Annotated in this window: 8 protein-coding genes; 2 read left to right on the top strand and 6 right to left on the bottom strand. The window is 56.4% G+C overall.

The window, feature by feature from the left end:
• The first annotated feature begins 259 nt into the window (after positions 1 to 259).
• Positions 260 to 3529, top strand: a complete 3270-nt coding sequence (locus JQ624_RS22635) for a hypothetical protein (protein WP_212421115.1) — start codon at positions 260 to 262, stop codon at positions 3527 to 3529.
• Between the two features lie 327 nt (positions 3530 to 3856).
• On the opposite strand, the gene JQ624_RS22640 is transcribed toward JQ624_RS22635, so the two are convergent.
• The 6 genes from JQ624_RS22640 to galE all read right to left on the bottom strand — a co-directional run bounded on the left by JQ624_RS22640 (position 3857) and on the right by galE (position 14551).
• Positions 3857 to 7249 (bottom strand): glycosyltransferase, encoded by a 3393-nt coding sequence (locus JQ624_RS22640; protein ID WP_212421116.1) that lies wholly within the window; start codon positions 7247 to 7249, stop codon positions 3857 to 3859.
• 28 nt (positions 7250 to 7277) lie between these two features.
• A complete protein-coding gene (locus JQ624_RS22645; protein WP_212421117.1) occupies positions 7278 to 8714 on the bottom strand; it encodes a bifunctional 2-polyprenyl-6-hydroxyphenol methylase/3-demethylubiquinol 3-O-methyltransferase UbiG in 1437 nt (478 codons plus the stop codon).
• Positions 8711 to 10111: an ABC transporter ATP-binding protein gene (locus JQ624_RS22650; protein ID WP_212421118.1), complete on the bottom strand. Its 1401-nt coding sequence runs from the start codon at positions 10109 to 10111 to the stop codon at positions 8711 to 8713. Before JQ624_RS22650 ends, JQ624_RS22645 begins: the two co-directional genes overlap by 4 nt.
• Entirely contained in the window at positions 10101 to 10898 is a 798-nt protein-coding gene (locus tag JQ624_RS22655; RefSeq protein ID WP_212421119.1) for an ABC transporter permease, read from the bottom strand. Before JQ624_RS22655 ends, JQ624_RS22650 begins: the two co-directional genes overlap by 11 nt.
• Positions 10899 to 11450: 552 nt before the next feature.
• Positions 11451 to 13487 carry an HAD family hydrolase gene (locus JQ624_RS22660; protein ID WP_212421120.1) on the bottom strand — a complete coding sequence of 679 codons (2037 nt, stop codon included), beginning with the start codon at positions 13485 to 13487 and terminating at the stop codon, positions 11451 to 11453.
• A 53-nt stretch (positions 13488 to 13540) separates the two neighbouring features.
• Complete coding sequence (gene galE / locus JQ624_RS22665; RefSeq protein ID WP_212421121.1) at positions 13541 to 14551, bottom strand: UDP-glucose 4-epimerase GalE; 1011 nt, start codon at positions 14549 to 14551, stop codon at positions 13541 to 13543.
• Positions 14552 to 14814: 263 nt separating this feature from the next.
• Here galE and JQ624_RS22670 point away from each other — a divergent pair, with 263 nt between their 5' ends.
• A complete protein-coding gene (locus tag JQ624_RS22670) occupies positions 14815 to 16071 on the top strand; it encodes a hypothetical protein (RefSeq protein ID WP_212421122.1) in 1257 nt (418 codons plus the stop codon).
• Positions 16072 to 16094: the final 23 nt, after the last annotated feature.

The following is a 16094-nucleotide window of genomic DNA, read 5'->3' on the forward strand; positions in this document are numbered from 1 at the left end:
TTAGGACTACGTTGGCAACGACACCGTCGATGGAATGACACCTTCAATGGTTGGAGCGGTACCGAGACGCTGAACGGCGGGATTGGCGCTGACCATATGGGGGAGCCGGAGGGGGATGACGCCATCGATATCGATCACGCGGCGCGTGACAGCGCTTCGGCCGGAGCGGTCCTCGCGGGTGCGTGCGCCGCCATAATCGACTCTCCGATAACTGATCACTCACCGAAATCGAAGCAATCACGATCTGGGAGCGCCAAAGATGGCCACCTACACACACACCGCAACTGCCGTTCCATCCGCAATCGCCTGGTACAACGTCACGATTGATAAAAATGCTCCTGTAGGCAGCCCAAGCAGCACCCTGCTGGTTCTACCCAACTCTGATGGAACCGAAACGCGGATCATCGGCACGGGATTCACGTATTCTGGAAACACTCCAACCGGCGGGACGATCTCGGAAATCGACCGCACCAGCAGCGGCGGCGGGACGATCTATGAAACGGTCACCGGCCTCAGTCTGTCCCTCGTCGCGCTGACCAGCGCGCCTGCTGACGGCAACAGATCCATGTTCGCATTGATCTTTCAAAATGCCGACACCTTCAACGGATTTGCTGGCAACGATTATTTCGTGGGCGGTGCCGGTGCCGACAGCTTTGTCGGCGGCGGGGGCACGAACACGGTATCTTACGATAATGCGTCAGCCCAAGTTCGCGCCGACCTTGGCACTCCCGCGACGAATACTGGAGATGCTGCTGGGGATACTTATAGCGGCATACAGAATCTGATCGGTTCGGACTTCAACGATCTTCTGTTCGGGAATAGCTCCGCCAACGTATTGACCGGCGGTAAGGGCAACGATTTCATGGGGGGCGGTGGCGGCAACGACACCATTGATGGCGGATTAGGGATTGATACAGCTAATTATGCCAACGCAACGGCCGGCATCACCGCGGTGTTGTCGACGACTTCGAGTGTTACGGGCGATTCTTCAGTCGGCACCGATACCCTAATCAGCGTCGAACAGATCAGAGGCAGCGCCTTTGCCGACAACTTTACCGTGACGTCGAGCTTTGCCGGCAACGGCGCCTCTCCTCTTTATGCCGAATTTGAAGGGTTGGGGGGTAATGACATCATAACCGGCAACGGCGTTACCCGGGTCGGCTACAGCTTGGCGGCGAGCGGTGTGGCCATCGATCTTGTGGCAGGAAATGCGCATTCCATCGCTGGCGGGGATGCTGCGGGTATTGGTATCGACTCGTTCGCAGGGTTAGTCGGGCCTGACAATATCAACGCCGTGAACGGAGCGCGCGGCTCCAACTTTGCCGACACCATCACAGCCGCCGGCGGCCGTGGCTTCTTTCAGTTCATCGGATATGGCGGCAATGATACCCTGACGGGCTCTACGGAAGCCATCAACAATTTCGACCACAACGTAGCTCGCTATGATTTTTTTGGGACCGGTGTGGATGCTGGCGTTGTTGTAGTGCTCGACACGATATCCACCGTAACAGACAAGGCGGGAGGCACCGCCTATGGCACCGATACCCTGATCAATATCGAACGAGTGCGAGGAACCAGTCAAGCTGACAGCTTCACAGCAAACGCCGGATTTAATGGGCCGTACGGAAACTCGAATTTCTTCGAAGGCGGTGGGGGCAACGACAGTATTACAGGCAATGGCCACACGTGGGCGCAGTACAGTAACGCGCTCGCTGCTGTGACGGTCAATCTCCAAACCGGCGTCGGGCAGTCTACCGCCGGCGGCGATGCAGCCGGCGTTGGCGTCGACACCATCACGGGCGGCGTGAATGGCGTACTAGGCTCGCAATTCGACGATACACTTATCGGTAGCAACGGCGCGCAGGCGGAGCAGTTCTACGGCGACAAAGGCAACGATAACATCGATGGTGGCGGTGGCGCTCTCGATCGGGTGGTCTTTCGTGGCGAGCCGGCCGGCGTGACAGTCAATCTCATAACGAACTCGGCGACCGATGGCTATGGCAACACCGATATTCTTACAAACATCGAAGGGGTGGTCGGCACCGAGTTCAATGACGTGATCACCGGTGACGGTAACGACAACCGGCTGATCGGCCAGAATGGCGATGACCAGCTGTTCGGTGGCGGAGGTAATGATTTTCTCGTCGGCGACGACGGGGTGGACCTTTATGCCAACGCCTTCGGCACCGGAGGACAGGCCTACGATAGCGGCAATGACACGCTTGATGGCGGTACCGGGGCCGACCAGATGTGGGGCGGCAAGGGCAATGACATTTATGTAGTCGACAACGTAGGCGATGTGGTGATTGAGAACGCCAACGAAGGCACGGACACGGTGCAGACGAATTTGGCGAACTATGCGCTGGGATCAAACCTCGAGAACTTTACGTTCACCGATAGTGGCACGCACACGGGGAACGGCAATGGACTCAACAACCTGATCACAGGCGGCTCGGGGAACGACACAATCTTCGCCGGGGCCGGGCTTGACACGCTCAACGGTGGAGACGGGAATGATGTGCTGGTTGGCAATGCCGACGTGTTCGCGAGCGAGTCGGACAGTTTCAACGGCGGCAACGGGAGCGACACTCTCTACGTTGAAGCGAGCGACACTATCCAGGGCGGGGCAGGCCAAGACTTCGTCTATCTCGTGAACTCGAACGCGATCACCATCAATCTGGGCACGACCGGCATTGAGTGGATCCAGTCGGACTTCGGCAATGACGTGATCAACGGCTCGACTCAGACGGTTGGGGTCGAGGTCTATTCGGACGGGGGCAACGACACGATCACCGGCAGTGCCTTCAATGACATCATCTGGTCGGGATCGGGCAATGACACTGTCGTTGCCGGCGACGGCGATGACGTGGTCGTCGCGGACATCGGCGCCGACAGCATCTCGGGCGGGAACGGCAACGACAGTCTCTATGTTGATGCCAGCGATACCTTCATTGACGGAGGGGTCGGCTTCGATGCGGCCTACATCACGTCAGGTGCCGGCATGACGCTCAATCTGGCCACCACGCAGCTCGAGTTCGTGGCGGACTTCGTTCCGGGCGGCGGCAACGACACGCTCGACGGCTCAGGGGCGAGTGCCAACCTGACGGTCTACGCAGCTGGCGGCACCGACACGGTCACCGGTGGTTCAGGTGCTGACTTTCTGTGGGGCGGCGCCGGCAACGACACGGTCAGCGGCAACGGCGGCAACGATACGCTCGTCGGCGAGGCGGGGGCCGACCGATTGACTGGCGGGGCAGGCACCGACAACCTCTATGGCAATGCCGGCAATGGCGGCGACGGAGCGGCGGACACCTTCGTATTCGCCGACAATTGGGGCACCGACTTCGTGTTCGACTTTGAGCACGGCACCGACAAGCTCGACCTGAGCGCGGTGACCGGCGTAAATAGCTTCTCCGACATTACGCTCACCAACACTCCCGACGGCCACTGTTACGTTAGCTTCGCTGGCAACCTCATTGCTGTCGCCAATATGGCGGGACAGCTCACGCAAAGCGATTTCCTGCTGTGAGCCGGTGACAATCAATCAAAGGGGCCGCGCTTCAATCGCGCGGCTCCTTTGACGTGAAACTTGCACTGGATCGCTTCAAGACGCATAGGTAGGTGGCACGGCCGCCGGCAAGGTCAGCGGGAAGTGCTGGACCGGCCGGGCCGATTCCAAAGCTTCGGTCGTGCGGAACGGCACGCTGGGACCTAGGCCGTGCAATGACGATGCGCGGTAGGGCGAACCGCTGGGCAAAGCGCTGTCGGGAGACCGGCAGCTTCGAGGCTGGATCCAAGAACGGGCAGACCCAGTCTCCGTTCAAAAAATACGAGCAGAACTGCCACGCTTAACTGCTTAAGCAGCCACTATCGAGGTCGACCGTTCCAAGTAGCTCGCAACGACTTCGTCGTAAGCAGGGCTCACTGATAGATGGATGCCGAGTTCTTGCGCCCTCTTTTTGGCCGCGATGACATTTGGTGCCAGCACGTCTGGATAGTGGACCAGATTTTCGGTCTTATCGACCGCGTTGTCGCCGTCGATGAGGTGGATGAAATTGACAAAAAGTACGCCGAGATCAGCCGCCAAGTCGATGAAGGCCGGCATATCTCCGACGTTGCTGCGTTGTCCGACGTAATTGAAATAGACCTCGGGCTTGATCAGCCCGCGTTGCTTCTTCAGCGATTGCAGATTGCGGATATTGGCGACAACCCGGCCGAAGCTGCTCTTATGCATAATGCTCTCGGCGACATCCTTAGTGGCACCGTGTAGCGAGATTGTTATCATGTCGAGACCGGCATCTAATAACCGATTGCTGAACGCCTCGCTCAAGGCCATGCCGTTGGATGTGATGGCGGTGAAGGCCCCCTTCGACTTAGCATAGGCGACCAGATCGAATATCTCTTTGTTGAGCAGCGGCTCGGCGTACGCGCCGACAAAGTGTGCGGTCTCTATCCGCACACCATCGGTGATCTTCTTGTACTCGGCAAGCGTCAGACGGTAGTAGGGATCACGCTTCTTGCCCTGTACGTCAAACCGCAGCGCGGGCGGGCACATTGTGCACGAGACATTGCAGCGGTTCAGCGTGTTGAAATCCATATAGATCGGCATGCCTACGCCGCTCACCAACGGATCCGGAGAGAGCTGCGCCTCGACAGACAGCGCCGAGGTCGTTTCCTGCTCTTTGAACGCCTGCTCCGCGGCGGCGCGAAGATCGTCGTCGATAGAAAGCGGATTGAGACCAACCATTGGCGCCTTCTGTCGGTATTCGTCGTAACGGCCGATGCGCCGCCCGATGAGCGCTAGAATCGGCGGCGTGCGCGTGCCGCCGTGATAGGCGTGCAGAGCCAGATGGAGCTGCATCAACCAGGTCGGTCCGTCGTGACGGTACTCGCACGTCTCGCAATAAGGCTTTAGTTCGGATCCAGTAATGAGTCCGCGGCGCACTGCCCGATAGCGCTCCGCCTGCCAGACTGAACCGAGGCCATCTGTCTGGCAGTTGCCCATGTTCGTCTCGTCGTAATAGGCGAAGATGCTCGAAGCTGAGCAGAGCCGGATGCTGCCGTCGGGCTCCATGCTGGGACTTGAGAATGGCAGCATGCACATCTTGGTGCGCAGCTCGCCGCTGGCGAGCCGACGCTTCGCGAGCAAACGATCGAAATAATCCGCAAACGGCTTGGTGCGCTCGGCCCAGTCCCAGGCCCTGATGTACTGGAGGTTCTCCTCAGAAAGCCGAGCGAACTCAGCGCGGTTCTCGGCAAGTCGGCGAAGCAATGCCTTCAATGCCGCGATCGAACGCTCGGGCAGGATGAAGGCCTTCTGAAGCGGGCCAAGTGCCTCCGGTACGATCCCCACGTCCGTGGTCACAACCGGAACGCCGCAGGCCATTGCCTCCAGCACGGGATTTGGCGTGCCCTCGATCTTCGAGGTGCACACAAGTACATCGATCCCAGCGTAGTAGTCCGGCATCTGGGTGTGCGGAATGAACCGCTCTTTGCGATCGGCAAACTGCATTGTGACAGGGAGCCCCTCGCGCTGCAGCTCCTCAATAGCGGGCTTTAGGATCGTATTGACGCCCTTGAAGTCCTCAAGTGAGGATGCCCAGCCGCTATGTCCGACCCAACCGAGCCTGATCGGGCGGTCGCCCATATCGCGGAATCGCTCGAGGTTCCTCGGAGTAAAGACTGACAGATCCACTCCGTCGGGCAGAACAGCATCTGGACGAGGAACGCTGCCCACGCGCTCGTATATCCGCCGCAGACGCTCCGACGAGACGTAGTAGCCAGAGGCAATCACGTTGAACATAGTCTCGCGAGCTGCCATGTCCTCTTGCTCGAGAAAGAGGTGGTCGTAGACACTGATGGAGATGATTTTCCCGTCGATAAACCGCCGGCGGAACTCGGGATAGCTAAATCCAATGCGGCGCGCGTAATCCTCCAGCAGCGGTGTATCGATAATCGTCAAGAACTCGCGCCAAAAGATGTGGATGATATCGAAGTCCTCGGCTGCGACCAGCGCTAGACCGAGCGCACTCGTGCCCCCTTCGGCATAGAACCCTTTCGAATTGCCGGCCAGCCAGCGGCTGTGCTCGATCTCGCCCAATGTCACGAGTGGAAATATCTCGAACTCGTAACGGTGGGACAGGTTACGTACTAGTTGCCGAGAGATATTGGCAAATGCCCAAGAGTCGGTATCGGTCACAAGAGCGACGCGCGGGCGGCGAGCGGGCGCAGCTGGAGTCTCCGTTTTCAAGTCGGCTACGGCCAAAGCTTCACCAAGGCTCCCCCAGCCCTGCTTTTCCTCGTTCGAGCGCATCCAGCTTTCGACCTCATCACCCCAGATCCGGAAGCCGGTCTTTGCCTCGAGGTAACGTGCCGATTCATAGAGGGTTTTGCGGGAGAATCGCGTGCGCTCATAGTCCGCGTCGCTGGACGTCTCGGCCTTCGGGTGATCATGCACCAGGAATCGCAGGGCGCTCGTGCCGATCTTCATACCCTCGCGGAATACGCGCAGCGAGAAATCAATATCCTCGAAGCCGATCAGCATCCTTTCGTCAAAGCCGCCGAGCCGTTGGAACGAGGCGCGGTTGATAATCGAGGCTCCCCCAAATAGAAAAGTGCTGAGGAAAGCCGTGTCGGTCGCGCTGGCACCGCCATCACTCTCGGCCGAGCAGCCCGGCACAACGATGGGATTGATGGTCAGCCGCGGATGGCCATTCTGAATCACGGACTGCAAGCAGGCGCCGTGCGAGAACAGCGTCCTCATGTCCGGATTGAGCAGTGGAAAGCTCATGAAATGGCAACCGAGAACCGCCAATTCTCGCTGGATCTGCTGTATCGGATTCGAGATAAGGAAGATGTCGTTATCGATGCTGATAACCCAGTCCGTTTGCGCTGCTGCCATGATCCGGTTGCGCCCGCCGGCCACACCATAATTGTTGCCGAACTCAAGCAGACGGTGGCGGAGGGGAAATTCTGCAAGGTAAGCATTGAGCTGGGACAGCTCTTCTGGATTTGAGCCGTTGTCGCCGATCAGAACCTCGCCGGTGAAATTCACCAGATGCGCCGCAATCGAATTCAGCAGTTTGATCGAAAGACTTGCGCGGTTGAGGGACAAAAAGGATATCGTCAGGTTGCGGCCATCGATCCCAATGTTGGGGCCGTAGGTTGACGCAGTAGCATCGCTCAAAACGAAGTGCCGCTCGTCGAAGAAGTAGCGAGTCGACTGAAGACCGGGAGAGAAAATCGTCATTAGACTGCCATCCGCTTATACATATCGGTCAAAATTTGAGACGCTTCGCTACCGCGAACAGGAGAGGCAGTGCGGCCTTTGGAATGATGGGCTTCGCGCTGCGCGCCAAGCGCCTCGCCCTTCCCTTAAGTCCGAGCCTTGCGAGCCGCTGCTCCAACTCGTTAATGGCCGCTGCCGATTCCGCGCGCAGGGCGGCGAGCTCCGAAGCCGACTCGGCGCGCAGGCCGGCGAGCTCCGAAGCGCCTTGTTGTAGTCGTTCGCTGACGATCTCGAGCTCGCGTTGCAGCGCGACGCTTTTTATGCGGTAGCGATCTCGCTCCGACTGGACGTCCGCGAGCTGCTCCTCCAACTGCCTAACCTCCCGCAACTGCTTTATCGCCGCTGCCGATTCCGCACGCAGGGCGGCGAGCTCCGAAGCCGACTCGGCGCGCAAGGCGGCAAGCTCCGAAGCGCCTTTTTGTAGTCGTTCGCTGACGATCTCGAGCTCGCGTTGCAGCGCGACGCTTTTTATGCGGTAGCGATCTCGCTCCGACTGGACGTACGCGAGCTGCTCCTCCAACTGCCTAACATCCCGCAACTGCTTTATCGCCGCTGCCGATTCCGCACGTAGGGCGGCGAGCTCCAAAGCCGAATCGGCGCGCAAGGCGGCAAGCTCCGACTTGACACTCGCCAGCTGGTCGTCAACTCCCATCATCGTCGCATAGTTGGTCATGGAGATTGGGAAGGCCGCTGTCGAATAAGGCTGCAGTCGATGCGCGCCCCAGATCCCGATGAAATAGCTACACGTCTCAGCGCCGAATCCGCCGTCGTCTCTCGGAGGTACGATCACGGCGTCACCAGCCTTAGCTCCGTCTATCATGGCGGATTGACCAACTCGAGGATACCCAGCCGCGGGGAGCCCTACAGCGCCGAAGCCCAGCATCGCACTGCCAATCAGCCATTGGGCGTCACTGCCAAGGATCTTGCTGGTCAGTGCTTGAAACTCGCCAATACTGTATTTTCGCTTGTGGAAAGGATTGCCGCACGACGGATCAGGGTAATACCAATGATCATTCGGGCAGGAGATGATGAAAGTAGCGTCTGGCTTCGCTACGTTTTTGAGCGCCATAAGAAACTTCTTGGGATCATCGATGTGCTCAATGGTTTCCAGCGAGACGATGACGTCGAATGTCGCCGCGGGGAACTTCTCCTGAATATCAGACGCATCAAAATGCTCAAAGCTGACGTCGGGCGCCTCGAACCGTAACCGCGCGGCCGAGATGGCATCTGCCGACACATCGATCCCGCACACGCTGAAGGCGCCCCAGGATTTAAGGAAGTGCGAGCCGTAGCCCTCGCCGCATGCGATATCGAGTACACGTTTTCCTTCGACATGAGGCTTGGCAAGCAGATAGCGGGCGATATGAATCGCCGCTTCAGTTGCGCTGTATGGTACGTGATCCGCGAGGCTCAGCCTTTCCATCATCGGCCAGCATTCTCCCTGCCTGTCTCATGCCGGACCCGCACAATCTCTTGGCCAGGTTCACCGTCAATCGTCACGTTCCATATGCGATCCAAGTCGACTAGGCCCACCGAGCGGAAGGTATCAACGACACGGAACGGGCAAACACCCTTGGCATCGGCATGCACAAGCACTCCGCCATGATCATTGACTGCAACACGCCACATGTATTTGCCGGCGAGCAGCGGCAAATTCGGAAATGTGACCGTGACCTCGCCTTGCCTGCCGCTTCTGTGAGGGGCGATACCCTCCATCAGCGTCGTGGCACCGCAAACATACAGACCATCGTGCTTGTAGAGATTGAACACGAAACTGATGCCATCGACATGGGTATCGGTCAAGGCGCGGAACCGCATCCTAAGCTTGACTGAATCATGCGAACGCATCGTCTCGATGGGGGTTCCATCCTCGGCCAGAAATGCGACTTCGGTGATCTCGAACAATTTGCCAGGAGGGTGTTCAACTGGCGCGGCAAACTCGGTGGAAGGTGGATCAGCGGCGGCCCCGCCGGCGGGATCTTCCGGGTCCGACGTAGTAGAGGGCGCCGCGCTTGGCTGAGAGGGGGGCTCCGGGCTCACGTGACTAATTTGCTCGGCTGGCGGTTGTATGTCCTCGAGATACAGGCCCGTCACCTCGGAGGCGGTGCCATAGGTTACGAGCTGCCCGTTCTTGAGATAGGCGGCTTTGTCGCACATGGAGCGGACGAGATATTGATCGTGCGCGACAACCAGAATGGTGCAACCTCCCTCCTTGATCTCGTAGAAGCGGTTGAGACATTTCTGCTGGAAAGGCGCATCGCCGACAGCGAGAATCTCGTCGACGATGAGGATCTTAGGATCGACATGGATCGCGACCGCAAAGGCGAGTCTTGCGTACATGCCGCTTGAATAGGTCTTAACCGGTCGCTCGATATAGGCTCCAATGTCGGCGAAACTCACGATTTCATCGTATTTGCGCTCGATCTCGGCATGGCTCATGCCGAGCAATTGGCCGTATACCATGATGTTGTCATGACCGCTGAATTCCGGATTGAAGCCGGCGCCGAGCTCGATTAGTGGTGCGACGCGCCCCTTGACCTGCACGCTGCCCTCAGAGGGGCTCAGCGTTCCGGCTAAGATCTGCAACAGCGTCGACTTGCCAGCACCGTTCCGGCCGATGATGCCGACGGTCTCGCCCTCGCTCACTTCGAAGCTCACATCCTGGAGCACGGTGATCTCTTGGTAGAAGCGCCGCTTCCGCCAAATCATCTGCTTGAGGCGATCGACGGGCCGAGCAAACAGCAGATAACGCTTCGTGACGTTCCGAACGCGGATGGCGATGTCCGTCCCATCGAGCGGGCTCGCCTTTGTCTCAGACGACATCGGCAAACGCCTTTTTCGTGCGCATGAAGCCCCAATATCCCAGCTGGGCCACGCTTGCCGTCACCACATAGAGCATGAGAAGCATGAGAGCTGAGGGGGGGCGGCCATCGAAGATCGCGGAACGCATCATCTCGATAATAAGCGTCAGCGGATTGAGCGCGATAACGACACGGAAGGGTTCAGGAACGGCCGAAAGCGGATAAAATACTGGGGATAAAAACGTGAGCAACGAGACAACAACCCCCACGATCTGGCGCAGGTCGCGCAGAAACACCCCGAGAGAGGCGAGGCCCCATCCCACCCCGGCCGTTAGCATAACGAGAGGGGGCAAGATCGCGGGCACCCAGAAGATCGTGGCATAGGGCAGTCCTGCAGCGAGCAGCAGGCCGAGCAGGAAGACGCCGAACGAAACCATAGCGGCGAACAGCGCTACGGCGATCGCAATCGGCACCAGCGTCTCTAGCGGGAAAATCACCTTTTTTACGTAGGCCGGGTTTTCAAGGATCAGACCTGGCGCGCGGTTGAACAACTCTGCGACGAATTGGAAGACGATAAGCCCCACGAAAACGCGGAGGGCGAAATCGGAATACCGCCCACTCGTGCCTGGCCAGCTCACAACGAAGATGTGGCTAAAGACGACCGAGTAGATGAGTAGCATCAGGATAGGCACGACTACGTAGTGGCCCAGCCCGAGGTAGGTGCCCACGATGCGTGTACGGATCTCGCGGGTGGCAAGCAATCTTACGGTCGCACGCGCGTACCGATCGAATAAGAAGTCATAGAACATTATTAATTCGCCAAGTCATGCCTGTCCGCGGGTGCTCTCAACGCTTGTGCCCGCCATCGCGCTACGGGGTGGCCTCCCCTTCAAGCGGAGCCGTTTTTCCTCGACCGAAATGCTCAATGACTCTCAAGGAGTTCCATTGTTCTATCGCGCAGCTAAGATCCTTCCCATTCTTACCGGAAGGAAGGTGACCGCGTGACAGCCCTATGTTGCGTGGCATCGAATGTCAATCAATGGTTAGTATAAAACGGGAACGGCTGCAGACTGCCTTTGCTCGTCAATTCAACCCTAAGGTAGCGCCGGGACCACGGACATTTATGCGATGTTGGAGGAGAAACAAAGTTACGACGAGCCGCACCTCGGTAGTAGTTCGCCCAAATCGCAGCACGTTTCCGGCTGATTAGAGGCTCCACGCAGATACTTGCAAGTCGAAATTCCATGCTTGCAGAATGAAAAGCTTTTTGGCCAGCCAACCGCTTCATTGTTTTTCGACCACAAAAGGTCAGTTTTCCAGCTTGCTGCATCGAGCTCCGAGGACAACACTCGCCAAGGAGCTCACTTCTGTTTCTGATATCTGATCTTCCGAAGCTTGTATTTATGAGCCAAAAAGAACAGCAACCTCAGGATCAATTTGTGTATGTTCGAAACCCCTGGTTGGCGCTCGATGGCCGGAACCCATTGAGTTTTTCGTATGTACAGAATGACATCATTTCGGATCTTACGGTTGAACACGCCAAAGAACATTTCTTTTATTGACGGCGGTTGTCCACGGTCAAAATATCCCCCGAACCCAAAGACATCGTGCTGAGGCACTTCTAGAAAGGTCTGCACCAAACCTTGCGGCGGCGATCGCGTGAGGTGCTCCCAAATTCTCATGCCAATCACTCGCATCTCGCTCGACATTACAGCGTACTGCAATAGCGCTGGGCCCCATTGTTGGGCAGCAAAGACCACCCCGTCTTGAAAATGCTGCGGAAAGCCGGGTTTCTCAGCGGTGGCGTGAATGGACTTTAGCGGAACGGGCATTCCATAGATGAGGTCGTAGCCCTCGGTACTCCCAGTTGCTGAGCTGCAAATTATCTCGAGCGGCTCAAACGAGTCGAACAATTCCGTAAAAGAACCGTTCTGCTCGTCCGGTCCGTACGCAACCTTTTCAACGTTCGACTGTTGAGCGTTCAGAAAGCTCCGAAGGCCCAGATAGTAGCCTGCAAAATGCGTGCTTGGGTATATCCGCGCGAGATTGTCTTGGATAGTACCTCTCCATCCGATATCGACCACCCCGATTTTCCGTTGTCCTGTGAAACCTTGCTCTTGCAAGTAGAGGCCCAGCAGTGTGCGCCGTTTTCCGCACTCCCGGAGTGCCGCCTCACGAAAGATCTCGCTATCAAGAAGTTGTCGAACCCGGGGGTCGTCTTCAGGATGAACTAAGAGTTCGTTAGCCGATATTTTGAGCGACGATAGCAGTTCATTAAAATCCCTTGCATCCAGACCGAGAATTTGGAACAGCGTCGAAGCTCGCTGCTGCCACTGAAGTGTCCAGACCAACATAAGCTCGTCGATGCCAATCTTCTCAGCGAGGGAAGCCGAAAATGTCGACAAGCGACTGACCGCTAACGCACCGGATTCGGGCAGCCGCAAGCCGGAGAGAACATTCTGAGGAAACACCGTCGCGAAAACACGATGGAAGAACTCTCCTTCCTGCGAGAGGAAAAAGAGTCGGTCAACTTTATCAAGAATTGCGCGTTCGGCCACAAACAAGCAGAAACCTAGAAACAAAGGTGCTGCTCTTACGCCCGCGCGAAACGCTGCCGAGCGACTCGGCTGGTCGGTTGACGTTTCCCGAATAGCCAAGTTTTCAGTTTCAGCTGCAAGGTGCTCAAACAAAGCTTCGCGTGAACCAAACGCGATTTCGTGACGGCAGCGACGCTCGCCAGCTGACGCGGGAGAAAAGTGCACGGCAGCGACACCGAGACTCCGAGCAACTTCCACATCAGAGTACATGTTGTCTCCGATGTGCAGATGGTGCTCCGGCCTTATCCCCAAGCTCTTCTGGGCATGTAAAAATAGACCTCCAGATCTCTTGTTCTGTTGGACGTCGCAAGAAACAAATCCATCTGGAACTAGCTCATGGATTCCCTTCGATTGGAGGAGTCGAGCGACCATCGAAGAAGGCATGTAGAAATCCGAAAGATAAATCGTTCTCTTAGCAGGATGGCCCCTTAAGAATTCAGAAATTTCCCGATCGACGTACGAGCACTCAAGCTCGAGTGATAGTTCGAATTCGGCCAGCTCTTCCGCAAGCTCTGCTGCTTCCCCGGAATCCGAAATGGCCAGTGTAGACTCTACCCATTCGCGGCACACGTCGAGCAAGTTGTATTCGTCGTCGTAGCCCGCAAGCGTAGATCGTCGCCCTATCTCACGCTCGACCGCGAGCCGCTCCTGGTAAAGCTCCCAGTGATCGCTCGTCGGGTTGGTGAGCCTGTCGTTAAACCGGAGAAAGACATGCTTTGCGAGGGATAGCTTTACTGCCTCCGGGTGGCACGTGCGCCTTAGAAGCGTATCCCAGATATCGACGCTTCGGAGCTCATACATCAGACGATTTAACCCTCTGCCGTAACTGGATTGTGGCCGCTGTCACTTAGAAGCTAGGTACCGCGATAACCATTTGGGTTCTTCAGTTGCCAACGCCAATGGTCGGCACACATCTGCGTCAATGATCGCGTCGCTTTCCAACCGAACGTTGCTTCCGCCAGCATCGGATCGGCATAACAGATGGCAACATCACCGGGCCTGCGTTCACCAAATACATACGGAATTGACCTCCCGCTCACGGCCTCAAATGTTCGAATAACCTCCAGAACGCTGGCGCCACTGCCTGTTCCAAGATTAGCGGTCAGCACGCCCGGCACTTTCAGGTGGCTCAAAGCACTTAGATGGCCGGATGCAAGATCGACAACATGAATAAAGTCGCGAATTCCAGTGCCATCTGGGGTTTCATAGTCATTGCCCCAAATCACCAGCTTCTCTCGCTTTCCAATTGCCACTTGCGCCACAAACGGTAACAGGTTGTTCGGGATGCCCATCGGGTCTTCTCCGATTAATCCACTTTCGTGCGCGCCGACCGGATTGAAATAGCGCAGGATCGCAATCCGCCAATCGTTTTCGGATTGATGAAGATCCTTCAACATTTCCTCGACAAAGAGCTTTGTGCGGCCGTACGGATTTGTCGGTCTGAGGGGATGTTTCTCGTCGAGCGGCAAATACGTGGGCGTTCCGTAAACAGTTGCCGACGAACTAAAGACAAGCGTCTTCACGTTTGCTCGCTTCATGGCTGACACGAGCCGCACCGTTCCCAAGACGTTATTCTCATAGTAAGTCATGGGCTGAACATTAGATTCGGCTACCGCCTTCAGTCCTGCGAGGTGAATAACCGCTGTTACCTCGCAAGAACGAAGGATCTCGTAAATCGCCTCTTCGTTCCGGATATCGGCGTGCCAAAAAGCTACCCTTCGCCCGCAGATAGGCTGTATCCTCTCAAGAGAAGCTCTGTTACTGTTCGAAAGATTGTCGACTGCAACGATATCGAATCCAGCATCAAGTAGCGCCATACAGATATGGGACCCGATGTAGCCAGCGCCGCCTGTTAATAATATCATTTTCGGAGATTCCGCATTGCCTAAGCGGCTTCGAAGCCAAACGTGGCCGCCTTCCTCTTCGTCCGATCCTCGCTCGAGCGAGATTGAACCCCAGCAGAGTCTGCGCGTGAGTGCAGCTTCCGCTTGAGCAATGAATTGAAACCCTATAGGAACGCAAGGGGTTTTTCGAGCAAGCCGATTGGTATCTGCGTCAATTACAAATAAGGACGAACGGTTTGATGTTGACGCCCAGACTTCGTAGGGTAGCGGACGAATACTTTAGATTGATACAGGCCGACGTTCCGTTCCAGGAACTTGCCTGGAGTTTCTATCTGTTTATCTCACGTCTTGATGCGGAACTCGTAGACTCCAGTGCTGAGCACGTTCTTTTCTTTTCTCGGGAAGGGAAGCTGCTCAAGGAGATGTTCGATGTCTACCAGGGATCTGCATTGCCCTCTCGCTCTCGGGCGCGAACCCATTACTTCGAAGTGTCTCGACGCTCGACGTTTCTGCTCTCATGCAGACCATTGGAAGCCGAGAACTTTTCCAATCTTTTTCGCCAATACCGCAAGATCTCGCTTGCGGATTTTCTGAAGAGCCTTTCCCTGGAAGAGCACCTCGAAGAGTTGGCCGACGATCTTCGTTTACCAGGTGCCGCTCTCGAAGAGGTTTCGGATGACCTACCTACTGATCCTCGATTCAAGGCGCTAATGAGATCGGGAAGGTTTCGACAGGCATACTCGGATGGCAGGGTAGAGAGAAGCAAGGCCTTTTCAAAATATCTCTTCGATACATTTTCAGGCTCGATTCCGAAGCAGCTGCATGTAGTCGACGTAGGCTGGAAAGGGACGATTCAGGACAACCTCTTTGCTTGGTTCGATCGCGAATTTGGCGAAGATGCAAAAATCGCGGGCCACTATCTGGGACTCATTGCGGGAGGAACTACTCATAACCGCAATCAAAAGAAAGGGTTATTGTTTTCGTACCTGCATCGGTCGACACCAGCCTTCTACGCCTTTAACGAGAACCGTTCCCTTTTCGAAATCGTCTTACCGGCCGACCACGGCTCGCCACGTCAATATATTATTGAACCGGACGGAACCTGCCGTATCCTGCACGACTGCTTTCGCGAACGTGAGATAATCCACCGAATAATCTGGCCGATCTCCCGCGCCATATTGGCAAACTTTAACCTCATTCACAGTCTGCAGAAAAACATAGGACTATCGCTGACGGAAATCGCTGAGCTCGCAGCTCACTTCCATAAACGTCTTGTCTTTCGCCCGACAGCAGCAGAAATCGAGTGGATGGAATCAACTTCACATTTCGAGAATTTTGGAGTGTTCCAAGAATCGAGATTTGTCCGGGATAGAAAAATGGGCCTAGCCGAAAGGTTCAAGTATACGTGGCAATTGGTAAGTCGCCGCCAGCTTGGCGAAGCAGGCTTTTGGCCCTGGCTCGCCATTCGCCAACAAGCGCTGCCAGGAATGAGTTTCCTATATCGCTGCTACAGGATTCAGCAGATGAGCTTCAGAAAATAGTGGTTCCATTCGCATCCAATCAA

Origin of the sequence: Bradyrhizobium sp. AUGA SZCCT0283, assembly GCF_018130385.1 — a bacterium.
Classification (GTDB): domain Bacteria; phylum Pseudomonadota; class Alphaproteobacteria; order Rhizobiales; family Xanthobacteraceae; genus Bradyrhizobium.